The 24,566-nt window shown below is 65.0% G+C and carries 23 protein-coding genes; 12 read left to right on the top strand and 11 right to left on the bottom strand.

Translation table 11 applies throughout. The annotated features are described in order from the left end of the window. Window positions 1-18: 18 nt before the first annotated feature. The 3 genes from greA to BJ6T_RS10450 all read right to left on the bottom strand — a co-directional run bounded on the left by greA (window position 19) and on the right by BJ6T_RS10450 (window position 1,600). Window positions 19-501 (bottom strand): transcription elongation factor GreA, encoded by a 483-nt coding sequence (gene greA / locus BJ6T_RS10460; protein ID WP_028170428.1) that lies wholly within the window; start codon window positions 499-501, stop codon window positions 19-21. 102 nt (window positions 502-603) lie between these two features. Further along, window positions 604-1,089, bottom strand: a complete 486-nt coding sequence (locus tag BJ6T_RS10455; protein ID WP_014492312.1) for a hypothetical protein — start codon at window positions 1,087-1,089, stop codon at window positions 604-606. 172 nt (window positions 1,090-1,261) lie between these two features. Next, on the bottom strand, window positions 1,262-1,600 hold the full coding sequence (locus BJ6T_RS10450; RefSeq protein ID WP_014492311.1) for a hypothetical protein: 339 nt from the start codon (window positions 1,598-1,600) through the stop codon (window positions 1,262-1,264). A 251-nt stretch (window positions 1,601-1,851) separates the two neighbouring features. On the opposite strand from BJ6T_RS10450, the gene BJ6T_RS10445 reads away from it, so the two are divergent. Both BJ6T_RS10445 and BJ6T_RS10440 read left to right on the top strand, forming a co-directional pair. Next, on the top strand, window positions 1,852-2,085 hold the full coding sequence (locus BJ6T_RS10445) for a DUF3551 domain-containing protein (protein ID WP_014492310.1): 234 nt from the start codon (window positions 1,852-1,854) through the stop codon (window positions 2,083-2,085). 336 nt (window positions 2,086-2,421) lie between these two features. Further along, a complete protein-coding gene (locus tag BJ6T_RS10440) occupies window positions 2,422-3,960 on the top strand; it encodes a peroxidase family protein (protein ID WP_014492309.1) in 1,539 nt (512 codons plus the stop codon). 88 nt (window positions 3,961-4,048) lie between these two features. On the opposite strand, the gene BJ6T_RS10435 is transcribed toward BJ6T_RS10440, so the two are convergent. Further along, a complete protein-coding gene (locus BJ6T_RS10435; protein WP_014492308.1) occupies window positions 4,049-4,567 on the bottom strand; it encodes a hypothetical protein in 519 nt (172 codons plus the stop codon). A 37-nt stretch (window positions 4,568-4,604) separates the two neighbouring features. Further along, window positions 4,605-6,152, bottom strand: coding sequence for an acetolactate synthase large subunit (locus BJ6T_RS10430; RefSeq protein ID WP_014492307.1), 1,548 nt, complete (start codon window positions 6,150-6,152; stop codon window positions 4,605-4,607). A gap of 381 nt (window positions 6,153-6,533) precedes the next feature. On the opposite strand from BJ6T_RS10430, the gene BJ6T_RS10425 reads away from it, so the two are divergent. Continuing rightward, the gene (locus BJ6T_RS10425; protein WP_014492306.1) at window positions 6,534-7,112 is read left to right on the top strand and encodes a L,D-transpeptidase; all 579 of its coding nucleotides are present in this window, start codon (window positions 6,534-6,536) and stop codon (window positions 7,110-7,112) included. An 84-nt stretch (window positions 7,113-7,196) separates the two neighbouring features. Then, a complete protein-coding gene (locus tag BJ6T_RS10420; RefSeq protein ID WP_028170429.1) occupies window positions 7,197-8,012 on the top strand; it encodes a DUF2927 domain-containing protein in 816 nt (271 codons plus the stop codon). A 55-nt stretch (window positions 8,013-8,067) separates the two neighbouring features. On the opposite strand, the gene BJ6T_RS10415 is transcribed toward BJ6T_RS10420, so the two are convergent. Genes BJ6T_RS10415 through BJ6T_RS10405 form a run of 3 tightly spaced genes read right to left on the bottom strand, consistent with a single transcriptional unit; the run spans window position 8,068 to window position 10,988 of the window. Next, the gene (locus BJ6T_RS10415) at window positions 8,068-9,207 is read right to left on the bottom strand and encodes an alanine racemase (protein WP_014492304.1); all 1,140 of its coding nucleotides are present in this window, start codon (window positions 9,205-9,207) and stop codon (window positions 8,068-8,070) included. Beyond that, a complete protein-coding gene (locus tag BJ6T_RS10410; protein WP_014492303.1) occupies window positions 9,197-9,850 on the bottom strand; it encodes a helix-turn-helix transcriptional regulator in 654 nt (217 codons plus the stop codon). The genes BJ6T_RS10415 and BJ6T_RS10410 overlap by 11 nt, the downstream gene beginning before the upstream one ends. Window positions 9,851-9,860: 10 nt before the next feature. Beyond that, on the bottom strand, window positions 9,861-10,988 hold the full coding sequence (locus BJ6T_RS10405; RefSeq protein ID WP_014492302.1) for a threonine synthase: 1,128 nt from the start codon (window positions 10,986-10,988) through the stop codon (window positions 9,861-9,863). 377 nt (window positions 10,989-11,365) lie between these two features. Between BJ6T_RS10405 and BJ6T_RS10400 the strand changes: the two genes are divergently transcribed. The 3 genes from BJ6T_RS10400 (at window position 11,366) to upp (ending at window position 14,698) form a co-directional block, all read left to right on the top strand. Then, window positions 11,366-12,622 carry a GTP cyclohydrolase II gene (locus tag BJ6T_RS10400; protein WP_014492301.1) on the top strand — a complete coding sequence of 419 codons (1,257 nt, stop codon included), beginning with the start codon at window positions 11,366-11,368 and terminating at the stop codon, window positions 12,620-12,622. A 7-nt stretch (window positions 12,623-12,629) separates the two neighbouring features. Beyond that, on the top strand, window positions 12,630-13,868 hold the full coding sequence (locus tag BJ6T_RS10395; protein WP_014492300.1) for a URC4/urg3 family protein: 1,239 nt from the start codon (window positions 12,630-12,632) through the stop codon (window positions 13,866-13,868). A gap of 200 nt (window positions 13,869-14,068) precedes the next feature. Next, on the top strand, window positions 14,069-14,698 hold the full coding sequence (gene upp / locus BJ6T_RS10390) for a uracil phosphoribosyltransferase (protein ID WP_014492299.1): 630 nt from the start codon (window positions 14,069-14,071) through the stop codon (window positions 14,696-14,698). 9 nt (window positions 14,699-14,707) lie between these two features. Here upp and BJ6T_RS10385 read toward each other — a convergent pair whose 3' ends face one another. Both BJ6T_RS10385 and BJ6T_RS10380 read right to left on the bottom strand, forming a co-directional pair. Beyond that, the gene (locus tag BJ6T_RS10385) at window positions 14,708-15,820 is read right to left on the bottom strand and encodes a M48 family metallopeptidase (RefSeq protein WP_014492298.1); all 1,113 of its coding nucleotides are present in this window, start codon (window positions 15,818-15,820) and stop codon (window positions 14,708-14,710) included. Window positions 15,821-15,823: 3 nt separating this feature from the next. Next, complete coding sequence (locus BJ6T_RS10380) at window positions 15,824-16,978, bottom strand: YjgN family protein (protein ID WP_039229001.1); 1,155 nt, start codon at window positions 16,976-16,978, stop codon at window positions 15,824-15,826. Window positions 16,979-17,282: 304 nt separating this feature from the next. On the opposite strand from BJ6T_RS10380, the gene BJ6T_RS10375 reads away from it, so the two are divergent. Both BJ6T_RS10375 and BJ6T_RS10370 read left to right on the top strand, forming a co-directional pair. Continuing rightward, window positions 17,283-18,548: a cytochrome P450 gene (locus BJ6T_RS10375; protein WP_014492296.1), complete on the top strand. Its 1,266-nt coding sequence runs from the start codon at window positions 17,283-17,285 to the stop codon at window positions 18,546-18,548. Between the two features lie 97 nt (window positions 18,549-18,645). Then, a complete protein-coding gene (locus tag BJ6T_RS10370) occupies window positions 18,646-19,920 on the top strand; it encodes a cytochrome P450 (RefSeq protein WP_014492295.1) in 1,275 nt (424 codons plus the stop codon). A gap of 316 nt (window positions 19,921-20,236) precedes the next feature. Here BJ6T_RS10370 and BJ6T_RS10365 read toward each other — a convergent pair whose 3' ends face one another. Next, on the bottom strand, window positions 20,237-21,157 hold the full coding sequence (locus BJ6T_RS10365) for a LysR substrate-binding domain-containing protein (protein ID WP_028170432.1): 921 nt from the start codon (window positions 21,155-21,157) through the stop codon (window positions 20,237-20,239). A gap of 125 nt (window positions 21,158-21,282) precedes the next feature. Here BJ6T_RS10365 and BJ6T_RS10360 point away from each other — a divergent pair, with 125 nt between their 5' ends. The 3 genes from BJ6T_RS10360 to BJ6T_RS10350 are packed head-to-tail and all read left to right on the top strand — an operon-like array spanning window position 21,283 to window position 24,432. Beyond that, window positions 21,283-22,452 (top strand): acyl-CoA dehydrogenase family protein, encoded by a 1,170-nt coding sequence (locus tag BJ6T_RS10360; RefSeq protein ID WP_014492293.1) that lies wholly within the window; start codon window positions 21,283-21,285, stop codon window positions 22,450-22,452. 9 nt (window positions 22,453-22,461) lie between these two features. Next, window positions 22,462-23,565 carry a CaiB/BaiF CoA transferase family protein gene (locus BJ6T_RS10355; protein ID WP_014492292.1) on the top strand — a complete coding sequence of 368 codons (1,104 nt, stop codon included), beginning with the start codon at window positions 22,462-22,464 and terminating at the stop codon, window positions 23,563-23,565. Window positions 23,566-23,580: 15 nt separating this feature from the next. Next, window positions 23,581-24,432 (top strand): HTD2 family dehydratase, encoded by an 852-nt coding sequence (locus BJ6T_RS10350; RefSeq protein WP_014492291.1) that lies wholly within the window; start codon window positions 23,581-23,583, stop codon window positions 24,430-24,432. Window positions 24,433-24,566: the final 134 nt, after the last annotated feature.

Genomic DNA, 24,566 nt, shown 5'->3' with positions numbered 1-24,566 from the left:
AGGCCTCGGCTCGCATCGCTACGCGATCGACAGAATCTCGATCTCTTGCGCGCCCGAACCCACGACATCGCCCACCGCTTTCCCGATCAGCGACTTCGCAACCGGTGCCACGAACGAGATCGATCCTGCCTTTGGATCCGCTTCGTCCTCGCCGACGATGCGATAGGTCTGCACGCGGCCGTCGGTGCGGCTGAAGGTCACGGTGCTGCCGAAGGCGACGACATCGGTCGACGCCGGATCGGGAATGACCTGCGCCGTGCGCAGCCGTTCGGTCAGATAGCGAGCGTCGCGCAAGGGCACCGCCGACTGCCGGCGCTTTTCGTTGACGTCGTCGATGGCTTGCGCGGCTTCATAGGCCTCGCGCGCGTCGCGAAGCTGCGCCTGCAGCGCCTGCAAGCCTGCTTCCGTCACGAGATTTGGATGAGGCGAGATCGGCCGATCCGGTAGCAGCGTCTCGGACGCGGTTTCTGCGCTTTCTTCCTTGGTAAAGGCGACGCTCAATTCAAGATCCTGTCGAACAACTGTTTCGGGCACCCGCTCCCGCCTGGTCCCGCGCCCCGCAGCGGGGAATCGCGCGGAACGGCAGCCGGTAATTGTCCCGGACTATATCTCAAGTTCGACGAAACGGCGGAGCTTGAAGACCAGGTCCGGCACGGCCTGGCGAAACCGCGTCGCGTTCTGGAAAGTGGTCGAGAACGGCGCGAAGGTGATCATCGCGTTCCAGTGCTTGTAACCGTAGACCGTGACGGAGGCGCCGGTCGCCGGAAAATTCTCCAGCTTGCGCAGCTCGCCAAGCACCAGCTCGGCAATCGCCTCGGCAGGAAGCAGCTTCTTGCCATCAGGCGTCGTCGTGATTTTCGCTGGCCGCTCGACCGGCTTCGCGGCATTCGGCACGGCATCGGGCGCAACGTCGGGTTCGGCCGGTGCAGGCTCGGGGGTGGACGGCTCGACCAAATCGAACCCGTTCGTCGGCGCCGTCGGCGGAACCTCGGTGAGCGGCGGCGGAGCACTGCTGTCTGCGCGCTTGTTGCCTCCCAGGATGCTGCTGATCATGGCCACAAGGCCAGCATCCTTCACGTCGTCGCTCATTTCTCCCCCCGGGCTGCGGCCTACTCTAGCACCGCCCTCGCGGACCGCCACTGGGGATGTATGGCCGGATTCCACCTGGCCAAAGGTGCTACGACAAGACGTCACGCCAAGGCCGTCATACGGTGGCACCGGCGGCGCGACGTCCGATCGCGTCGCGCCGCCGTGAGGTCCGTCACTGCTTATCGAACGGAATGTACCGCTGGTACTGCCTGGGCACAGAGCTGCGGTAGCGCGCGGGCACGGTGCCGCTGTCGAGCGAATGATCGATCTCCTGCTGCCGCGTCATCTTCTTCTTCGCCGGCTTCTTCGACGCGCTCTTCTTGGAATCGGCCGGCTGGCTGGCGGTGTCGCTGGTCGCGGCCGGCGTTGTCGCCGTCGCTGCCGGCGCAGTGGTTGTCGCGGCAGGCGCTGCGGTTCCACCGGCGGCCGGCGCACTCTGGGCCAGCGCGAGCGGTGTTTGCATGAGAAGCGCCAGCGCTGCCGTCGCAGCCAGCAAATATGACCTTTGCATTAGAACCTCCAAAATACCTGATCCGAATCAGACAAGCCTGGTTCCCCGTGATCGACGCGCGCAAGTCTGCTCACAATAGGCCGGCCCCCCACCGCGAACTGTGGCGGAGATCACATTGCTGGCCGCCGGCTGCGTCATGATGTGCCACGTCGCGAACGCACGGCATTCCGCCGACACCAAGATAGGCGACATGCCTCAGACGAGCCCGGCTCGCTGACGTTCCCGTCCACCCGCTCTCGAAGGAGATTGAAATGCGTCGCATCATCCTCACTCTCGCATCGTTCGCCGCCCTGGTCGCCGTAGCATCCCCGGCCGCCCAGGCACATCCTGCAAACGATCGATATTGCCTGCAGGGACGCATGTGGGGCTATCCCGGCAACTGCCAGTTCGCGAGCTATCAGCAGTGCCTCGCCACCGCCTCCGGCACGGAGGCCTATTGCGGCATCAATCCGCGCTACGCGTTCTCGCAGCGGAGTGCCTACTGAAGACGTGGCGGCGTGCGCGCATGACGCGCACGCCGCCACACTTATTACGTGAAGACCGTTCGCTTCGCCGACAGTCCGGCGAATTCACTTGCGCTAGGCCGCTCGCGCGCGGCGATGACGAGAATGTTATCCGTCATCGCTCCCGGAAAAATTTGCAAAGCGCGACCGCAGCTTGTTCGCAACGCTCCCTTTCGAAACAACATCGATGTCGCGCAGTGTGTGAAGCAGATCGCTTGTGGCACCCGATCGCCTGATCTAGCCTGACCTGCATATTCTGCTTCAAACAACTTTAGCTTTATTCGTTGCACGTCGTGACTTTTCAGGGAGGTGTTTTCAATGAGCAGCCGCCACAGCGTTGTTCCGCGCGGTCTGAACGCAACGCGTTCGCCGCTTTCCCAGGGCCGCTTCGGACGCATGTTCCGCAAGCTCACGCCGGCGAAATTCGGTCCGAACGACGCCGACAATGTCGCGAACCTTTCGGCGCTGGCCGACAAGATGGTCGCCGACTTCGATGGTCCGAAGGACGGGCCGGACGCGGAGGAGAGCGGCATTCCCGCGCTCTACACCTATTTCGGCCAGTTCATCGACCACGACATCACCTTCGATCCGGTCAGCTCGCTGACCAAGCAGCAGGACCCCGACGGGCTCGTCGACTTCCGCACGCCGTCGCTCGATCTGGACAACCTCTACGGCCGTGGTCCGAACGATCAGCCCTACATGTATGACGGCATCAAGTTCCGCCTCGGCGAGAAGCTGACCGGCGCGGGCGTCCCCGATGCCAGCGACCTGCCGCGCTTCAAGGGTCGCGCCCTGATCGGCGATCCCCGCAACGACGAGAACAGCATCGTCTCACAGTTCCAGGCCTTGATGCTGCGCTTTCACAACCGCATGGTCGACGACAATGACAGCCTGTCGTTCGAGGACGTGCAGCAGCGCGTCCGCTTCCACTATCAATACGTCGTGCTGAACGACTTCCTGCCGCGCATCGTCCACGCCAGCGTGCTGGACGAGCTGAGGACCGCGAGCCAGTACGACCGCAGCAAGCTCGCCCACTATCACTGGAAGACCTATCCGTTCATGCCGGTGGAGTTCTCGGTTGCGGCCTACCGTCTCGGCCATTCCATGATCCGCCCCGGCTATCGGCTGAACGATGCGGACAACATGCTGTTGCAGATCTTCCCCGACCCCCACAATCCCGACAAGAACGCGCTGACCGGCTTCCGCGCCATGGGTCCCGGACGCGCCATGGACTGGGGCCGCTTCATCGATCTGGACACGCGCCCCTATGGCGTCGAGGACGACGACACCAATCCCGACAACAAGAAGCGGCTGCAGTTCGCCTATCGCATCGACGCCTCGCTGGTCGATCCGCTGCGCAAGCTGCCGCCGGAGGTCGCCTCCAATCCGTCGTCGCTGGCGTTACGCAATCTCGAGCGCAGCTGGCGGCTCGGCCTGCCTTCAGGCCAGGCCGTCGCCAAGGCGATGAACCTGACGCCGCTGACGGATGATCAGATCATCATCGGCAAGGCCGTCGACGAGCCCGGCGCGGGCGATCCGCAGACCGGGATCGCGACCATCGCGAACGGCGTGTTTGCCGGCAATTGCCCGCTCTGGACCTACATCCTGGCCGAGGCGCGGCAATTCCAGACCGCGGTGACGATCCCGGCCACCGGCGCGCCGGCGACCGGAATCAACACGCCACAGCTCGGCCCCGTCGGCGGTCGCATCGTGGCCGAGGTCTTCCTCGGCATGATGTTCGGCGACAATTCCTCCGTGCTGTCGCTCGACCCGCAATGGACGCCGGTGACCGGCTCCAGCTTCGCGCTGAAGGACCTCGTCGCCTACGCGCTCGGCCAGGGCGATCCGCTGCATTGAGGCCTGATGAGATGAGACCCGTTCTTTGCACTGCGTGACAAGGCGTGGATGGCCGGGACAAGCCCGGCCATGACGCTGTTGAGGCTGTCTAATGCACGGCGCCTAGACCGCTCTCCTCCAGCCGCGTCGCAAACCAGAGCGACAATGGCTGATCCACGACGCCGCTGACGTAGACTTCCGAAATCGTCACATGGTGCTTGTCCAGCACCAGCAGCACGCCGATCCAGTAGGCGAACCAGACATGGGCGTCGGTCATCGCCATCAGCTTTTGCTGGTCGTGCTCGAGCGAGGTGTGATTGCTCGCCTTGCGGATCTCGACGGCGAGCAGATTGTTCGGGATCTCGCGCTGATGCACGACGACATCGGGGTAGATCGACTTTCCCAGATGATCGTCGGTGGAGACGATGGTGCCGTGCGGCAGGTGCAGCGTGCGCTCGCCGAGACGGTCGTAGTTGCAATCGACCGACCAGCCGGAGAATTGCCGCTCCAGATAGACGGCGAAGCGGTGCGTCACCGCCCGCTCGCCGACGTCCTTCTCGAACAAGAATCCTTCGTTGGCGTAGAAGTCCCGGAGCGCCGCGATTACCTTGTTCAGCTCGGTCTGCATCTTGCCCCCGGCCCTCGGCGCTCCCTGATGCTGCGCCCTACATCTGGACTTCGATCAGCCGCGGCCCGGGCTCGGCGACGGCTTCGGCCAGAGCCTTGTTGAACTCTTCGGCGTTGGTGACCGCGCGGCCGGGGACGCCCATGCCCTTCGCCAGCGCGACGAAGTCCAGCGTCGGACGGTCGAGCCGGAGCATGTCGTTGGCGCGCTGGCCGGGCTCGCCGGCGCCGACATTGTCGAACTCGCCGCGCAGGATCTGGTAGATGCGGTTGGCGAACACGATGGTGACGATGTTGAGATTCTCGCGGGCCTGCGTCCACAGCGACTGGATCGTGTACATCGCGCTGCCGTCGCCGACCATGGTGATCACCTTGCGGTCCGGACAGGCGATCGCGGCGCCGATCGACAGCGGCGTGGAGAAGCCGATCGAGCCGCCCATGTTCTGGAGCCAGTCGTGCGGAGCGGCCGCCGCCGTCGGCGGGAAGAAGCCGCGGCCGGTAGTCAGCGATTCGTCGACCATGATCGCGTTCTCGGGGATGGCGCATGCGATCGCCTGCGCGATCGAGGCGAAGGTCAACGCGCCGGTCGGCTTCACCAGCTCAGCCAGGGCCTGCGGCTTGACGTCCTTCGCGCTCGCCTTCACCGCGCCGGCCAGTGCTTCGAGCGCCGCGACCGAATTCTCGCCCCAGGTGGTCATGCGGTGCACCTCGCAGCCCTCGGGCTTGAGCATGCTCGGCTTGTTCGGATAGGCGAAGAACGCCACGGGATCATCGGACTCGACCAGCACGATGTGGCGGAACTTCTCCAGCATCGGCAGCGCGTTCTCGATCACGTAATGGATGCGGTCGATCGAGAAGCGGCCGCGGCCGCGCGCCATCTTCGGGCGGAAGGTCGGCCCCATCACGGTGCAGCCGGTCTTGCCGGCGATGCGCTCGGCCAGCGCCAGGCCCTTTTCGCTCAGCGCGCTGCCGGTCATCAGCAGCAGTGTGCGCTCGCCGTCGCCGTGCAGGATTTTTGCGGCCTGCTCGACCGCCTGCGGCGAATAGCCCGCGCGCTGCTGCTCGGCCGGCACCTCGGCGATGCCATCGGCCTCGTTCCAGGCGGTGTCGGCGGGCAGGATCAGGGTCGCGATCTGCGGCGGTGCGCTCTTGGCGGCGGCGATCGCCGCGGCACCGTCGGCGGCGACCGATTTGGAATCCGGCGAGGTGCGGACCCAGGACGACATCGGCCGTGCCAGGCCCTCGATGTCGGAGGTCAGCGGCGCGTTGTAGCCGATGTGGTAGACCGCATGCTGGCCGACGATATTGACGATGCCGGAATTCGCCTTCTTGGCGTTGTGCAGATTGGCAAGGCCGTTGGCGAGGCCGGGGCCGAGATGCAGCAGCGTCGAAGCCGGCGTGCCCTTCATGCGGAAATAGCCGTCGGCGGCACCGGTCACCACGCCTTCGAACAGGCCGAGCACGCAGCGCATGCCCGGCACACGGTCGAGCGCCGCGACAAAATGCATCTCGGAGGTGCCCGGATTGGTGAAGCAGACGTCCACGCCACCCTTGACCATCGTCCGCACCAGGCTTTCCGCACCGTTCATCCCGCAGCTCCTGCAACCGGCAATATTCAAATGTCCGTCCGATCAATCATTGTTCGCCGCCTCCGTCAAAGCAATAGCCGGCATCGCTGGCCTGCCCCGCGCGACGATGCGCTGGTTTGGCTAACGCTCCGTTCCGACGGAATCGGAACGGAGCATTAGCTTCTTGTTTTGACGCGTTTTCTTGATGCGAACCGGTATCCACTTCGCTTGAAAACGCTCTAACGCTTCCCGGCGAAACCGGCGGGGTTGCCGATTTGGTAACGCCAATCATTAAACATGGCTCATTCGTAAAGGACCTCGCTCACGGGGCCGTGGCTTGCGAAAAGCCCACAAATATGGCCTGTAACCTCAGTTGAATCGATTTTTTGCTGGGGGGAAACAATGATCCGGTTTTTTGCCGCACCGATTGCCGCCATCGCATTGCTGTCGACCGCCGCCGGCGGCGCATTCGCCGAGGGGTTCGACTCGCGTGACATCATGGGCTTCGGTCCGAGCTTCTTCCGCGGCGGCTCGAGCCCGATCCCCCGCACCACGGTCTACTATAACGGCAATTACGCACCCGGCACGGTCGTGGTGAACACCAGCGAGCGCCGCCTCTATCTGGTACTCCAGAACGGCCAGGCGCTGCGCTATGGCATCGGCGTCGGCCGCGACGGCTTCCGCTGGGGCGGGGTGCACAGGATCACCGCCAAGAAGGAATGGCCGGACTGGACGCCGCCATCGCAGATGCTGGCCCGCCGGCCCGACCTGCCGCGCCACATGAAGGGCGGCATCGAGAATCCGCTCGGCGCGCGCGCGATGTATCTGGGCTCGACGCTCTACCGCATCCACGGCTCCAACGAGCCGGAGACGATCGGCCAGGCCGTGTCCTCGGGCTGCTTCCGCATGACCAACGAGGACGTCAGCGATCTCTACAGCCGCGTCTCGGTCGGCACCAAGGTGGTCGTGCTCAACAACTAGCCGTCAGCAAACTGCGGGAACCCGCAGGGCGCGTGAATATGCGGTCTTGTGCGTCGCTTCCGAATACGGCAGCGTCGGGTAGCAATGAGCGCATTGGCCCCGCCTTCGTCCGGCTTTCGCATCGCCCTGCTGGCACTCGCCACCTTCGCGTTCGCCCCTGACACCGCTACCATCGCCGTCGCGGGCGAATTGCCCGCGGTCGCCTCGCGCCAGCGCGCCGAGAAGAAGAGCTTTACCGACGGCGAGATCGTCGAAGGCTTTCTGAAGACGGCGTTCGGCGCCGAATACCACCTCGCCGGCCGCGTCGACCGCATCCGGAAATTCGACGGGCCGGTGCGCGTCTACGCCGAGAGCGAGCGCGCCGACCGCAAGACGCAGCTCGCCAAGGTCGTGGCCGACATCGGCAAGCGCGTGCAGCATCTCGACATCGCCATGATCGACACCAGCGAAGCCGCGAACGTGCGGGTGAAGCTGGTTCGCGACCGCGACCTGTTTCGGACGATTTCCAGCTTCTACGGCGCGGAGAAGGCGCGCGAGATCCGCACCTCGCTCGATCCGCAATGCCTGTCCGGCTTCCGCAAGAACGACAATTTCGAGATCGAGCATTCCGACGTGATCCTCACCGTCGACAACGGCGATTTCACCTTCCTCGACTGCGCCTATGAGGAACTGCTGCAATCGCTCGGCCCGATCAACGACACCGCGAGCGTGCCGTGGACCATGTTCAACGACAATGTGTCGATGGGCTATTTCGACGTCTACGACCAGTACATCCTCAACCTGCTCTACGATCCCCGCATCAAGGCCGGCATGACCGTGCAGGAGGTCAGGGCGGTGCTGCCCCAGGTACTCGCCGATGTCAGGGCGTGGGTGAAGCGGGTGAATGATCTGAAGGAGTGAGGTGCTGTTACCCTCCTCTGGAGGGGAGGGTAAGCAACGCCCCGCGACGCTCTTCCTACCACCCGTTGATCCGAGGCCACACGGCGCTGACTCCGCCTTCACCATCCAGCACCTGATAGCGATCATATTGCGCGCCGGTCGCGCAGGCGTGGTTGGTGAGGATGCGGACGCGGGAGCCAATGGGCAGGTCGGGCAGCGCGGCGTTCGAGCCTTTTCGAAGCGCGATGATGCCGTGCTCCTGGTTGGCATCGGTGACGATGAGGTCCGGGTACGGTTTTCCGGCGAGATCGCAGACCACGCCATAACCCTGGTCGAGCGCCTGTTTCGCCGTGCTGCGGTCGCGCGACAGCGCCATCCAGCCGGCGTCAGCGATGATCCAGCCTTTTGCCTTCTGGTGGCCGATGACGGTGGCAAGCACAGAGAGCGCGATGTCGCCCACTTCAACCGAGCTGACGCCGGCCTGATAGAGGTCGCCGAACATGAAGACGCCGGCGCGCACCTCGGTAATGCCGGTCAGGTCGCGCACATAACGCGCGGTCGGTGTCGCGCCGACGCTGACGATGGGACAGGGCAGACCTGCGCTGCGCAAGGCGTTCGCCGCAGTCACGGCGGCAACGCGTTCCGCTTCTGCCGCACCCGCGATGGCGGCGGGATCGCTGAGTGCGTAGCTGTCGCCAGCGTGCAGCAGCACGCCGCGCAAGGTCGCACCACCTGCGACCAGACGCCTGCCGATGGCGACCAGCGTAGCCGCATCGGTCGGAGCGACGCCGGAGCGATGGCCGTCCGCGTCAACCTCGACCAGCGCCGGAACCGCGTCGCCGTTGCTCGCGGCATGTGCGGCGACGGCGTCAGCTTGTTCGATGCTATCGAGGATCACGGCGAGATCGGCGCCGGTGGCGCGGATGGCAGAGACGCGCGCGAGCTTCGCGGGCGCGATGCCGACGGCGTAGATCATGTCGCGCACGCCGCCGGCCGCGAAATATTCGGCCTCGCGCAGCGTCGAGACCGTTGCCGGCCCAGTGGCCGAGGTCATCACGATGCGGGCGACGTCGAGCGATTTTGCGGTCTTCAGATGCGGGCGGAAGGCCACGCCAAGTCCGGCGAGATGCGCCTTCATCCGCGCGACATTGGCGCGGAGCCGCTGCTCGTCGAGCAGCAGACAGGGCGTTTCGAGGTCCAACAGATTAGCGAGCATCGGCATACACCGTGGCACGCGACACCCCGAGATGGGCCGCGATGATGTCCGAGGATCGACGTACCTGCATGCAGCCGGCGTCCCGCAATTCGTGCAGCAGTGCGCGGCGATCTTCGGTGTTGAGCGCGCGGGGCGTGGTGGCGCGGCGCGCGGCGAACTGGTCGATATGGGCGCGGATGGCGTCCGCGCCCACGGGGATGAGCTGCTCGCGCGGGCTGTTGTTCGCATCGACGCTGACAAACTGACCGATGGCGCTCTGCAAGCCCTGGAACAGCGTCAGGTCGACGTTGAGGCAGAGCGCGGCAACGTAAGAACCGTCCGCCCCCTTGATACCGATGGAGGTGCTCTTGGCCTGCCTTCCGTCGGCAAAGCTGTTGGCGTAGTTCGAAATCACCTGCGCGTAGTCGGGGTCGGCGATGCGGGCGAGGCCAAGCTCTGTCGCGCCCTGGCCGACCTTGCGTCCCGACAGATTGTTGTGAATGGCGACGATCGCCTGTTTGGGGTCGGTGAGATCGTGCAGCACGACTTCGCAGAACGGCGCAAAGGTCTCGCCCAGACCTTGCGCGATCTGCTGCAACTGATCGAACAGCAATTTTTGCCCGGCGGTCGCCTTGCTCGACGCAGTGAATTTGGCTCGGCCCATCGCCCGCCCCCTACTGCACGAGATCGGCGACAGTGGTTGCGGCCTTCAGCCCCGTACCGGTGAGGACCGCGACCGTGGTCTCGTTCGCCTTGATCGCTCCAGCAGCCGAGAGCTTTTCCAGCGCAGCGGCCGCGCTGGCACTGGTTGGCTCCGCGAACAGGCCCTGCCGCGCAAGACGACGCAAGGCTGCGACGATCTCGTCCTCGGTCAGCGCAACGGTGCCGCCGCCGCTCTCGCGCAGGGCGCCGATGATCTCACGCAGCCGCAGCGGATTCTTGATCGCGGTGCCTTCGGCGATGGTTTTGTTCACCTCACGCGCGACAGGCGTGTCGACACCGGCCTTGAAGCTCGCATCGATCGGCGAACAGTTTTGCGGCTGCGCCGCGAACAGGCGCGGCAGCTTTGTGATCTGGCCGGCCTTCAACAACTCGCGGAAGCCGAAGGCGCAGCCGAGCAGGCTGCTGCCGGCGCCGACGGGGACGATCACGTTGTCGGGCGCGCGGAATCCAAAATCTTCCCAGATTTCATAGGCGAGCGATTTGGTGCCTTCGAGAAAGAACGGCTGCCAATTGTGGCTGGCGTAAAAGGTCTGGCTCGACTGCCGAATGGCCTCGGCTTCCGACTCCTCGCGCGGGCCCTCGACGAGCTGCACCGTCGCGCCATAGGCGCGCACCTGCGCGATCTTGGCCGGCGATGTCGAGGCGGGCGCCAGAATCTTCACGCGCATGCCGCCGGCGGCTCCTAACCCCGCCATCGACGAGCCGCCATTGCCGGAGGAGTCTTCGAGTATCGCATCGACGCCGATCTGCCGCAGGAAGGACAGCATCACCGCCGAGCCGCGATCCTTGAAGCTGCCGGTAGGGTTGAACCATTCGAGCTTGAAGAACGGGCGCAGGTCACCCCAGGCCTGTTGAACCAGCGGCGTGCAGCCTTCGCCGAGCGAGATCGGATTCTTGATCTCCACCGGCAGCGCCGCCCGGTAGCGCCACAATGATCGCGTGCGGCTGTCGATGTCCTCGCGCGAGATCCCTGCCCCCGGCGTCACCAGCAGCGGCGTGCGCTCGTCCGAGCACCAGCGCGGCTGCTCCAGCGCGTAGAGCGTTCCATTACGGGGGTCGATGTAGCTGGCTGCGGGCATGGCGGACTCCGGGGCGAAGTGACTTATACGTTTTGTCTGATTATATACATTTTGTCCAGCCTCGGCGCGCGGCCACCGCAACACCCTCTTGAAATCATGAAAAATAAAACTACTTCAATTGCTTAGAGGCGTCACACGGGTCGGACGGCAAGGTTCGGCGAGAGCGAAAGTGCGGCCTTCGGGCGAGCCGGACCTGCCCGTCGGTGACGGGAATTTGGCCAGGGTCGCCTGCCCGGCGCGGCACCATTAACTTGTCTGTCGTCGCCAGCCGCTACAATATGTTGGATTGAGCTCGCGTCGCCGGTGTTCGGCACCGGTAACGCAAGTGAGCCAGGCCCGTCCGAGCGGCGGGCCGTCGGCTTTTTGGGAGCCTGGACATGAGCCGCGCGAACCGTACCGATCACATCCGCCTGACCTCCCATCCGGAGCCGGGCAAGAAGGCCGCGTTTCCAATTCACTGGGGCGCAGCCGACGCGCGCGCCCGGGGGCCGATCATCGGCACGGTATCGCGCGCTGGGGATCGCAACGTGATCGGCAGCCATGGCGGTTCCTACGCCATGTACCGGGCGCTCGCGGTGTCCGCCGGCGCGCTCGATCCGATCCGCCGGCCCGACCTCACCAACACCTTTCCGGCCGCGACCATCGGGCCGTTTGAGCAATGGCGCGATCCCGACAAGATCGTCGCGCTCGATCCCTGGGGGCATCTCGTCGCGGAGAATTTCGGCAAGGACATCGCCGAGGGCGTCGATATCCGCCCGAGCATCGCGGTGACGCGTGCGCGGCTCGACCTGCCCGAGATCCGCGAGGCGCTGGCCGCGAAACGGCTGCGCGCCGACGGCGAGGTCGTGCATGCCAATGGCAGCGTGTCGGTGGTGAAGATCGCGATCGATCCGGTCTGGTACCTGCCGGGCCTTGCGACGCGCTTCGGCACCGGCGAGACCGAGCTGCGGCGCACGCTGTTCGAGCAGACCGCCGGCATGTTCCCCGAGCTGGTCACCCGGCCGGACATGAAGGTGTTTCTGCCCCCGATCGGCGGCACCACCGTCTACATGTTCGGCGATGTGACGAAACTGCCGGACCACCGCACCAAGATCACCTGCCGCGTGCATGACGAGTGCAACGGCTCCGACGTGTTCGGCTCCGACATCTGCACCTGCCGGCCCTATCTCATCCACGGCATCGAGGAATCCGCGCGCGGCGCGCAGGAGGGCGGGCTCGGGCTCGTTATCTACAACCGCAAGGAAGGCCGCGCGCTCGGCGAGGTCACCAAATTCCTGGTCTACAATGCGCGCAAGCGCCAGGAGGACGGCGACGCGGCGGCCGCCTATTTCGAGCGCACCGAATGCGTCGCCGGCGTCCAGGACGCGCGCTTCCAGCAATTGATGCCGGATACGATCCACTGGCTCGGCCTGAAGCGCATCGACCGCTTCCTGTCGATGAGCGACATGAAGCATGACGCGCTGACTTCGCAGGGCATCGACATCGTGGAGCGCGTGCCGATCCCGCCGGAGCTGATCCCGGCCGACGCCTATGTCGAGATCGCCGCGAAAAAGGCTGCGGGCTATTACTCGACCGACATCGCGCCGGAGAAGGACGTGAACGGCGTGGTCGGACGCTCGCTGGAAAAGTACTGATCGCGCGATGGCGGAGGCTTTGGAACAACAGGCCCGCTCCCTGCTCAGCGCAGGAGCGGTTCGCGCGCGTGCCGCAAAAATGCTCGAGATCGGCCTCGCCGGCGGCTTGAGCCATTTCACGATCGATCTCGATCGCATGGACGGCGTCGCGGAAGCGGTACTTGCGGTCACGCGAAAAGCCTATCCGACGCTGGACATCCCCTTCCACGCGCGCTGGCGGCATTTCGTGCTCGGCGGCGTCGATCGCTGGACGGGCCTTGCCGACAAAGTATCGTGGCCGGATCGCGCAGCACGTGCGCGCGCCGAGTTCGACCTCGCCATCGTCAGCGTGCTGCTCGACGCAGGTGCGGGAGCCACGTGGCGCTATCGCGACGCCGGGACCGGCGAAAGTATCGGCCGATCAGAGGGGCTTGCCATCGCGAGCCTCGACATGTTTGCGGGCGGCCTGTTCTCCGGCGATGCGCGTGCGCCGTTCAGGGCCGATGCTGACGTGCTGGCGAAACTACCGCTGGCCTCCCTCACCTCGGCCTTTCAGGCGAGCGATGCCAATCCGCTGCTCGGTCTCGACGGACGCACTGACCTGCTGCGGCGTCTGGGCAAGCTGGTTGTCGAGCGTGCGGACATTTTCGGCCTGAACGATACGCCGCGGCCAGGCGGCCTGTTCGATCACATCGCGGCGCAGGCTGTGGGCGGCGCGGTCGCCGCGCCCGCCATCCTGGCCGCAGTGCTGAACCAGCTTGGACCGATCTGGCCGTCGCGGCTCGAGCTCGCCGGGATTCCGCTCGGTGATTGCTGGCGTCATCCGGCGATCGAGGCGGACGACGCAACGGCAGGCCTCGTGCCGCTGCACAAGCTGTCGCAATGGCTGAGCTATTCGCTGATCGAACCGCTGCAGCGCGCCGGCTTTGACGTCACCGACATCGACGGCCTCACCGGGCTCGCCGAATACCGCAATGGCGGCCTGTTCGTCGATCACGAGGTGCTGCGCCTGCGCGATCCCGCCGATGCCGAGCGCGCGCATGCGGTGGATTCCCTGCTCGTCGTGGAGTGGCGCGCGCTCACCGTTGTGTTGCTCGACCGGCTTGCGGGCAGCGTCCGCGCCAGGCTCGGCCGCACGCCCGAAACCTTGCCCCTCGCGAGCATTCTCGAAGGTGGCACCTGGGCCGCCGGCCGCGCCATCGCCTTTGCGCGCCGGCCCGACGGCGCACCGCCGCTCAAGGTCATCAGCGACGGCACGGTTTTTTAACCCTCTCCCCTTGTGGGAGAGGGTGGCTTCGCGAAAGCGAAGCCGGGTGAGGGGTTGTCTCCGCAAGAGCATCTCTCATTGGAGTTCGTGGAGAGAGACCCCTCATCCGGCGCTTCGCGCCACCTTCTCCCGCAAGGGGAGAAGGGAAGAAGCATCAACCGGTCGCATTTCACCCAGGTGCATTTCGTTAGGAGCGTTTCATGGAAGGCGTCACGATCGTCGATCATCCGCTGGTGCAGCACAAGCTGACGCTGGTGCGGGACAAGTCCATCTCGACCAAGTCCTTCCGCGAGCTGATCAAGGAGATCGGCATGCTGCTGTGCTACGAGATCACGCGGGATCTGCCGCTCGCCGATACCGTCATCGAGACGCCGCTGGCGACGATGCATTCGGCCAAGATCGCCGGCAAGAAGCTGGTGTTCGTGCCGATGCTGCGCGCCGGCACGACCTTCGTCGACGGCATGATGGATCTGGTGCCGACCGCGCGCGTCGCCCATATCGGCCTCTACCGCGAGCCGCATAGTTTTGCCGCGGTCGAATATTTCTTCAAATCGCCGTCCGACCTCAGCGAGCGCCTGGCGATCGTGGTCACCCCGGTGGTCGCGACCGCCAACACGGCCGTCGCCGCGATCGACCGGCTGAAGGAGCGCGGCGCCAGGGACATCCGCCTCGCCTGCCTGATCGCGGCCCCTGAAGGGCTCGAACGGCTGCGCGGACTGCATCCCGACGTTCCGATCTGGACGGCTGCGGTGGATGAAGGTCTCGACGAGAACGGCTTTATCCTGCCGGGCCTCGGCGATGCCGGCGACCGCGCTTACGGGACGCGGTAGGCGAAAAGGTTAGATCTTCCCGCTGCTGCAAATCAGCTTGAGCGACTGCCATTCCTTGTCCGTCAGCAGCGGCGGGCCGCTGGCGGGACGATCTTCCTTCGTCATGCGCGCGAGGCGGTCTTCGGTGAGCGGGTGGCTCGCCAGGATCGTGGTGAGGCCGGAGCCGCCTTCCTTGCCGGTGATGCGAAACATCAATTCGGCCGCGGGCTTCGGCGAGCGGCCGAGCTTGTGCATGATCTCGATCGCGAACGTATCCGCGGCGGTCTCGGCCTCGCGCGAATAGGAGGCTTCGACCACGCTGCGCGAGGCGAAGATCACGGCGCTCGAGCCGGTGACGTCGCCGAACAGCAGGCCGATCAGGAACGAGGTGCCGCCGTTGTAGATCAGCCCGCGCATGTTGTCGTAATGCTTGAGATGGCCGAGCTCGTGGGCAAGGATGCCGGCGAGCTCGTCGGGGTTTTCGGCCTTGTCGACCAAGCCCCTCAACACGTACACCTTGCCGCCGGGCAGCGCGAATGCATTGGGCACCGAGGTCGGCAGCACACCGGCCGTCATGGAATCGTCATCGAGGCCGGCAGCATCGCGCAGACGATTGACCAGTTTTGTGAACGCGGCCTTGCCCGCGGGGTCTTCGCACGCTTTGCGGCCGAAGATGGTTTTCACCTGGACTTCGGAGGCGTCGCCGATGCGCCGTTCGATCGGCTTGGGCACCAGCGGCGCGAGCCGGTCGGCAGCGAGCGGCACACCGAACAGCACGACGCAAACGATGGAAACGGCGGCGGCCACCGACCAGCCGACGATCTTTGCGACACCGCGGCGCGAGGTCTGGTGCTCGTCGAGACGCATGCAGCGGGCGATCACGTCTGCGGCGAGCGCGGCGTCGCGAATTTCAAGCCGCGCCAGCGGCGGCGCGGATGTCGAGGCCAGGCGCAATATCCCGGCCGGACTGTCGGCGCGGCGAATGTCGGCATAGGCCCAGCGAACCGGCGCTCCGCCCTCCTCGACGATGTCGAGCGCGTCACCGAGCGCCAGCGACACCTCCCGCCTGCGGCTCGACACGCCGTCGAAGAAGATCGTCGGCTTGGCAGACTGCGCCGGAACCTCGGTGGACAACTCACTCACAGATCAGAATCCCGCGACATCGAGCCCGTCGGCAAAGCCCTCGCCGAGCGCGCTGGCAAGCTCACCGCTGCCGCGTACATCCGCCGCGGCCCCGATGTTGTGCACCTCGACGGTTTCCAGCACCTTGGCCCAGAGATCGCGCTGCAGATAGACCCGCATGACGATGTTGATCGCTAGCGCCACGGCGAAATAGCCGATGACCATCATGACCAGCATCGGGATGCTCTTGCCGGCATTTCCGGGGCCGAAGACCTGATCAGCCGGAACGCCGCTCAGCTGGACGACGAGCAAGGCGCCACCACCCATATAGGCGGCGAAAATAGTCGAAAGCAGCATCCACCAGCCGATCACTTTCCAGTACAGGCCGTAGAACGCGTTGTGCGGCAACTCCGAGGACAGGCTGACACCGCCGATGCGGATGCCGTCGAGCCACCAGCGCCATTCACGCGCCTTGAACTCGGCATAGAAGAACGGGGCCAGCGGGAAGATCACGAGTGCGATCGGGCTCAAGAGCCACAGCCACCAGCCGCGCTTGAAGAAGGTCCAGCCGTCGCCTTCGAAATCGCCGGAGAGATCGCCGTAATGGGTGTGCCGCATCTTGTAGCGTTCGAGCGACGCCTCGCGCCAGGGCAACGCCAGGCCGAGAGTGAGGAACACAAGCAGGCCCCACGCCATGGCGCGGAACGAATAGGCCCAGCCCGAGCCGTCCATCCAGAACCGGACCCCGCGCCAGACCGTGCGCGTCAGGCGATAGCGCCGCGCGCGAAAAATCGCGAACTGGCCGAAGGCATAGAAGCTGATGAACAGCGGCGTCGAGGCAAAGCCCTGCCAGCGCTCGAACTCGATGCCGATGAGAAAATAGGCAAGGTAGATCGGCACCAGGATCGCGAGCGCGAACAGGAAGCCGACCAGCAGCTCCTTGGCCCGGCCGGTGTATTCGGCGGCATCGCCATCGACCGCGGTGTTCGTCCACAAATGACGTCGGATGTCGGTGACCAGCCAGAACCGGTAGAAGCCGAAGGTGACGAGCTCAAGCAGGGCACCCTTGGTGACCATTTTGCGGAACTCGGTGCGGTTGCCGGTGAAATCGACCCGCGTGGGCGGCAGCGGCGGGGGCAAGGGTTCGGAGCCGATGGGGGCCCATTGCATGTCGTTCACGGCGGCAACCTCGGGGTGCGGACCTGGTACGGTCAAACTATAGATCAGGGATTGGTCGATCCCCAAGATGGCTGGGTTCGATCTACCTCGATTTTCAGTCCATTTCTCGCACGATTCCCTCTCGAACGGCGTGCGGGAGATCACGTTGACACATCCGCGTGACAGCCCGCTCAATCCTCTCGCAAAGGTTGGATGTGGCAAAACTCTCCCTTGCTCCGACGCAGACAACCGGCTGTAATTGCAAATCAAATACCGCAGCGCAGAATTCAACGAGAACGCGCGGTTCATGTCAGGGAGAGCGGTCATGCACGGGACCATCGAGAGCGCGGCGAAGCTCGACGAGCTACGCGCGCGCGCCACGTCACTGCCGCTGGAGCAGTTCGATCCGGGCGATCCCGAGTTGTTCAGGACGGATACGTTCTGGCCCTATTTCGATCGCCTGCGCCGCGACGATCCCGTGCACTATTGCAAGGACTCGATGTTCGGGCCGTACTGGTCGGTGACGCGCTACAACGACATCATGGAGATCGAGACCAACCATTCGGTGTTCTCCTCGGCCTCCGCGCTCGGCGGTATCACCATCCGCGACATCGACCCGGACCTGCGCCGCGAGAGTTTCATCTCGATGGATCCGCCGCGCCACGCGGCGCAGCGCAAGACCGTGGCGCCGATGTTCACCCCGACGCATCTGGACAATCTCGCGCTCAGCATCCGCGAGCGTTCGGCCGAGTGCCTGGACAATCTGCCGCGCGGTGAGGTGTTCGACTGGGTCGATCGTGTCTCGATCGAACTCACCACGCAGATGCTCGCGGTGCTGTTCGACTTTCCCTGGGAGGACCGCCGCAAGCTGACGCGCTGGTCTGACATCGCCACCACCATTCCCGGGCCGGACGGCCTCGTCGCCACCGAAGACGAACGGCAGGCCGAGCTGACGGAATGCGCGGGCTATTTCGCGCGGCTGTGGAAGGAGCGCATCGAGCAGCCGCCGAAGAGCGACCTGCTCTCGATGATGGCGCATGGCGCCGCGACGCGCGACATGGATGCCAAAAACTTCCTCGGCAATCTCATCCTTTTGATCGTCGGCGGCAATGACACCACCCGCAACACGATGTCGGGATCGATCTACGCGCTGAGCCAGCATCCGGAGCAGTATCGCAAGCTGCGCGAGAACCCCGGCCTGCTCGACAGTTTCGTGCCGGAGGTGATCCGCTGGCAGACGCCGCTGGCGCATATGCGCCGCACCGCGCTTGCCGACTTCGAGTTCCGCGGCAAGCAGATCAAGCAAGGTGACAAGGTCGTGATGTGGTACGTCTCGGGCAACCGCGACGAGGAAGCGATCGAAAAGCCCTACGATTTCATCATCGACCGCGCCCGGCCGCGCACGCATCTGTCCTTCGGCTTCGGCATTCACCGCTGCGTCGGCTTGCGGCTTGCCGAACTTCAGCTCAAGATTATCTGGGAAGAGATCCTCAAGCGCTTCGACCATATCGACGTGGTCGGCGAACCCAAACGGGTCTATTCGAGTTTCGTAAAGGGACTTGAAACCTTGCCGGTGAAGATTTCCGCGTGACGCGTGAGAAAGCTGCTTCTTCCCGCACCCGCCTTCGCCAAGCTTCGGCGGACGGGCGCGGGGAGAGGCAAAGCAAGAACCAACTGGAGCCACGACCATGAACATCCAAACTCCGGTCAAAACCGACAAGGCCGAGCGCATGCGCAGGGCGCGCGAGGAGGCCTATGCGACCCCGCTGGCGCAGTTTCACCCCGGCGCCCCCCGGCTGTTCCAGGACGACACCCTGTGGCCGTGGTTCGAGCGGTTGCGCAAGGAAGAGCCGGTGCACTACTGCACCAATGCGCCGATCGAGCCGTACTGGTCGGTGGTGAAGTACAACGACATCATGCATGTCGACACCAGTCACGGCATCTTCTCCTCGGACTCGACGCTCGGCGGCATCGGGATCCGCGACGTGCCGCAGGGCTATGACTGGCCGAGCTTCATCGCCATGGACCAGCCGCAGCATTCGGCGCAGCGCAAGACGGTGTCGCCGATGTTCACGCCGACGCATCTGGACGAGCTGGCAAAACTGATCCGCCAGCGCTCGCAGACCGTGCTCGACAACCTGCCGCGCAACGAGACCTTCAATTTCGTCGAGCGCGTCTCGATCGAGCTGACGACGCAGATGCTCGCCACGCTGTTCGACTTCCCCTGGGACGAGCGGCGCAAGCTGACGCGCTGGTCCGATGTCGCGACCGCGCTGCCCAAGAGCGGCATCGTCGCCTCCGCCGAAGAGCGCCGCCGCGAGATGGACGAATGCTACGCCTACATGTCCAAGCTCTGGAACGAGCGCGTCAACTCGGCGCCGCGCAACGATTTGCTGTCGCTGATGGCGCATAACGACGCGACGCGCTTCATGGACCCCGACAATCTCATGGGCAACATCATCCTGCTCATCGTCGGCGGCAACGACACCACGCGCAACACCATGAGCGGCTCGGTGCTGGCGCTGAGCGAGAACCCGGAGCAGTTCGACAAGCTGCGCGCCAATCCGGAGCTGATCGACTCCATGGTGCCCGAGGTGATCCGCTGGCAGACGCCGCTGGCGCATATGCGGCGCACCGCGCTTGCCGACACCGAGATCGGCGGCAAGCACATCAAGAAGGGCGACCGCGTCGTGATGTGGTACGTCTCCGGCAACCGCGACGAGGAGATGTTCGAGAAGCCGAACGACTTCATCATCGACCGCCCCCGCCCGAGGACCCACCTCTCCTTCGGCTTCGGCATCCACCGCTGCGTCGGCATGCGCCTGGCCGAGCTGCAGCTGCGGATCGTCTGGGAAGAGATGCTGAAGCGGTTCGACCGGATCGAGGTGGTCGGCGAGCCGAAGCGGATCTATTCGAGCTTCATCAAGGGCTATGAGTCGCTGCCGGTGAGGATTCCGGGGTAGGCGTGTTCTAGGGACTACCTTAAGGCAAGTGGCCTCGCCAATCTCTGCTGTCATGTCCCGCCTAGTGCGCAATTGCGCACGGGGGGCGGGGCATCCAGTACACGCGGCTCCTCGATTCCAGCCGGCGCCGTCCATGGAATACTGGATTGCCCGCCTTCGCGGGCAATGACACCGAGTGTAGGACGAAGAGTGTGCTCCTAGCGCTCGAGGAGCGCGCGCCCGGCTATAAAATTCCGGCATGACAGCTCGCTCAATATGCGAAGGGCCGACCGCACGCTTGTCCCTTAAATCCCTCCGAGAACCCAGCGCTGGCGCGTCAGGCCAGCCTGATGTCCCATACGCCTTCCTTGCGGCAGGCGGCGACTTCCTCGCGCAACAATGCGGTGACGGCGAGCGACGCCGTTGAGGCCGGACGGTCGATCGGAGAGGCGAAAATGAGCTCGCGCGTCATCGGCTTGGATACGGGCGCGGTCTCCAGCCGTCCGTCGGCGACCTCGCCGTGGACCGACGAGGGCGGCAGCAGCGCGAAGCCGAGGCCTTCCTCGACGAGGCTCGTCAGCACGCGGAAGGAATCCGCCTCGAGCTGGACGTTGAGCTTGATCTTGCGCTGGGCGGCCGCATGCTCGATCAGCGCGCGGAGACCGTGGGAATGACTGGGCAGCACCAGCCGCTGGCGCAGCAGCCAGCCGACATCGACGCTCTTCTTGCGCGCGAGGCCGCAGCCGCGCGGGCCAACCGCGACGATGTTGTCGCGCCCCAAGCTCTCCACGTTGAGATGCAGATCGGCGGAGCGACCGTAGAGAATGGCCAGATCCATCTCGCCGCGATGCAGCCATTCGACCAGATGGCCGCTGTAGCTCTCGACGATGCGCAGCGAAATGCCGGGAAATCTTTCGACGCAGCGCCGCGCGAAGCGCGCCGACAGCACGCAGCTCACGGTCGGAACCAAGCCGAGCACGACCTGACCGGACGGCGGCCCCTTGGTCGACTGGATATCGTCGCGGATCTGGTCGATCTGCCGCACGATGCCGGAGGTGCGCGCCAGCAGGAGACGGCCGGCTTCCGTCAGCACCATGCCGCGTCCGTTGCGCGTGAACAATTCGGTGCGCAGCTCGTGTTCCAAGAGCTTGATCTGCCGGCTCAGCGCCGGCTGCGCCACGCGCAACGTGTCGGACGCCTTGGAGAGGCTGCCGAGCTCCGCCACGCAACTGAACGTCCTGAGCTGCCGGAAATCCATGCTTGCCAATCCTGGAAGGCTACTTCATACGCTATAGCAAATGAGCATAGGGGGCTGGCGATGTTTTCACAACGCCAGGGGATCGGCCGGCGTTATCTTGACTGCCGCCATCGATGGAAAACGCCATGAGTGAACAACACCACACCGAAGATCACGCCGACATCCGCGAGGCCGTCGCAAAGCTCTGCGCGCAGTTTCCCGGCGAATACTGGCGCAAGCTCGACCGCGAGATGGCCTATCCCAAGGCCTTCGTCGATGCGCTGACGCAGGCCGGCTATCTCTCGGTGCTGATCCCCGAGGAATATGGCGGCGCGGGCCTGAAGCTTTCCGCGGCGGCTGCGATCCTCGAAGAGATCCAGCGCGCGGGCTGCAACGGCGGCGGCTGCCATGCCCAGATGTACACGATGGGCACCGTGCTGCGGCACGGCAATGACGAGCAGAAGGCGAAGTACCTGCCGAAGATCGCCAGCGGCGAATTGCGGCTTCAGGCGTTCGGCGTCACCGAGCCGACCAGCGGCACCGACACCTCCTCGCTGAAGACCTTCGCGCGCAAGGAAGGCAACGACAGCTACATCGTCAACGGCCAGAAGATCTGGACCAGCCGGGCCGAGCATTCCGACCTGATGGTGCTGCTGGCGCGCACCACGCCGAAGGAGCAGAGCAAGAAGCGCACCGACGGTCTCTCGGTCTTCATCGTCGACATGCGCGAGGCCAAGAACAACGGCCTCGAGATCCGACCGATCCGCACCATGATGAACCACGCCACCACCGAAGTGTTCTTTACCGACATGAAGGTGCCGGCGGAGAATCTGATCGGCGAGGAAGGCAAGGGGTTCCGCTACATCCTCTCCGGCATGAACGCGGAGCGCATCCTGATCGCGGCCGAGTGCGTCGGCGACGCCAAATGGTTCATCGCCAAGGCCACGAACTACGCCAAGGAGCGCGCGGTGTTCGGCCGGCCGATCGGCCAGAATCAAGGCATCCAGTTCCCGATCGCCAAGGCCTATGCCTCGATGCGCGCGGCCGAGCTGATGGTGAAGGAAGCCACGCGCAAATACGAAGCCGGGCTCGACTGCGGCGCGGAGGCCAACATGGCCAAGATGCTGGCGGCCGATGCGTCCTGGGAGGCGGCGAATGCCTGCATCCAGACCCATGGCGGCTTCGGCTTCGCCGAGGAATACGACGTCGAGCGCAAATTCCGCGAGACGCGGCTCTACCAGGTGGCGCCGATCTCGACCAACCTCGTGCTGTCCTACGTCGCCGAGCACGTGCTCGGCATGCCCCGCTCGTACTGAGGTCGCGCCATGGGAGCATTGGACGGGATCAGGGTGATTGCGGTCGAGCAGGCGGTCGCAGCGCCGTTCTGCTCGTCACGGCTGGCGGACGCCGGGGCGGAAGTGATCAAGATCGAACGGCCCGAGGGCGATTTCGCCCGCGGCTATGACGCAGCGGCCAAGGGCCAGAGCAGCTATTTCGTCTGGCTCAACCGCGGCAAACAATCGGCCGTGGTCGATCTCGCAACGAAAGAAGGCTGCGCCGAGCTCGAGAAGCTGATCGCGAGCGCGGACGTGCTGATCCAAAACCTCAAGCCGGGCTCGATGGACAAGCTCGGCTTTTCGCGCGAACGGCTGCTGAAGGACTATCCGAAGCTGATCTCGTGCACGATCACCGGCTATGGCGACGAAGGCCCCTACGCCCACCGCAAGGCCTATGATCTGCTGATCCAGGCCGAGAGCGGGCTCGCCTCCATCACCGGCAACCCGGATGGCGCCTCGCGGGTCGGCATGTCGATCGTCGACGTCGCGACCGGCGCCACTGCGCATGCGGCGATCCTGGAAGCGCTGATCGCGCGCGGGCGCACCGGCAGGGGCTGTGACATCCGCATCTCCATGTTCGACGTGATGGCGGACTGGTGCACCGTGCCGCTGCTCAACTCCGAAGCCGGCAATCCGCCCAAGCGCATGGGCCTGCGCCATCCCTCGATCGCGCCCTATGGCGTGTTCACCTCGAAGGACGGCAAGGACATCCTGATCTCGATCCAGAGCGAGCGCGAGTGGAAGACGCTCTGCGTCAAGGTGCTCGACCAGCCCGATTTGCCGGCCGATCCGCGCGTCGCCAACATGGTCGAGCGCGTGCGCAACCGCGATTTCACCGACACGACGGTCGCAGACATTTTCGGCAAGATGACACGCGACGAGCTGCTGAAGCGGCTGTCGGACGCCGACATCGCGTTTGCCGAGGTCAACACCATGGCCGACCTTACCAATCATCCGCATCTGCGCCGCATCGAGGTCGACACGCCGCAGGGACGCGTCAGCTATCCCGCGCCGGCGCCGATCATCGTCGGCGAGACCCGCAGCTATGGCGCCGTGCCCGCGATCGGCGAGCGGCCGGCCAAGAAGTCATAACAAGAGCGAGACATCATGACCGAGAAGCTCGACATCGACCATTTGCGGCAATGGATCGGCCGCAGCACCGAGGCCACCGACATCGTCACCGCGCAGCTCGTGAAGGGCCTGCGCGCGACGCTGTTCCAGGAGGTCGGTGAGCCCAAAGCGGGCGATGCCGCGCCGTTCACGGTGCATTGGTGCCTGGCGCAGCCGGTGTTTCCGATGTCGATGCTCGGCCCCGACGGCCACCCCACCCGCGGCGGCTTCCTGCCGCCGGTGCCGCTGCCGCGCCGGATGTGGGCCGGCGGCGAGATCGAGTTCCTGCAGCCGCTGCGCGTCGGCGATGAATCGACGCGGACCTCGCGCATTGCCGACGTCCAGGTGAAATCCGGCTCGACCGGCACGCTGTGCTTCGTCTCGGTCGAGCACAGCATCTCCTCGCCGCGGGGCGTTGCCATCCGCGAGCGGCAGGACATCGTCTATCGCGAGATGACGAGCAGCGCGCCCGCCGGTGCCAAGGCCCCGCCCCCGCCGCCGAAAGCGCAGCACCGCGAGACGCATGTGTCCGATCCCGTGCTGCTGTTTCGTTATTCCGCGCTGACCTTCAACGGCCACCGCATCCATTACGACCGCGACTACGTCACCAAGGTCGAGGGTTATCCGGGCCTGATCTTCCACGGGCCGCTGCAGGCGGCGCTCATCGTCGAGATGGCGGCGAAGCTGCACGACGGCAGGGCGCCGAAGACATTCACCTATCGCGGCGTGCAGCCGCTGTTCGAGGGCACGGAGTTCTCCATCAACGCCAACGCGACCAAGGCGGGCATGGAGCTGTGGACCGCGAATGCGGAGGGACAGCCGACGATGAAGGGCACGGCGGTGTGGTGAGGCACTGCTGTCTCCTCGTCATTGCGAGCGAAGCGAAGCAATCCAGAATCCCTCTGCGGAGATAGTCTGGATTGCTTCGTCGCTTCGCTCCTCGCAATGACGGGGTGGGGCTTCTAGCTTCGATAAAACAACAG

This window comes from Bradyrhizobium japonicum USDA 6 (assembly GCF_000284375.1).
In the GTDB taxonomy this organism is placed as follows: domain Bacteria; phylum Pseudomonadota; class Alphaproteobacteria; order Rhizobiales; family Xanthobacteraceae; genus Bradyrhizobium; species Bradyrhizobium japonicum.
The sequence above is the reverse complement of the archived record's forward strand: the minus strand, read 5'-3'. Positions and strand labels throughout refer to the sequence as shown.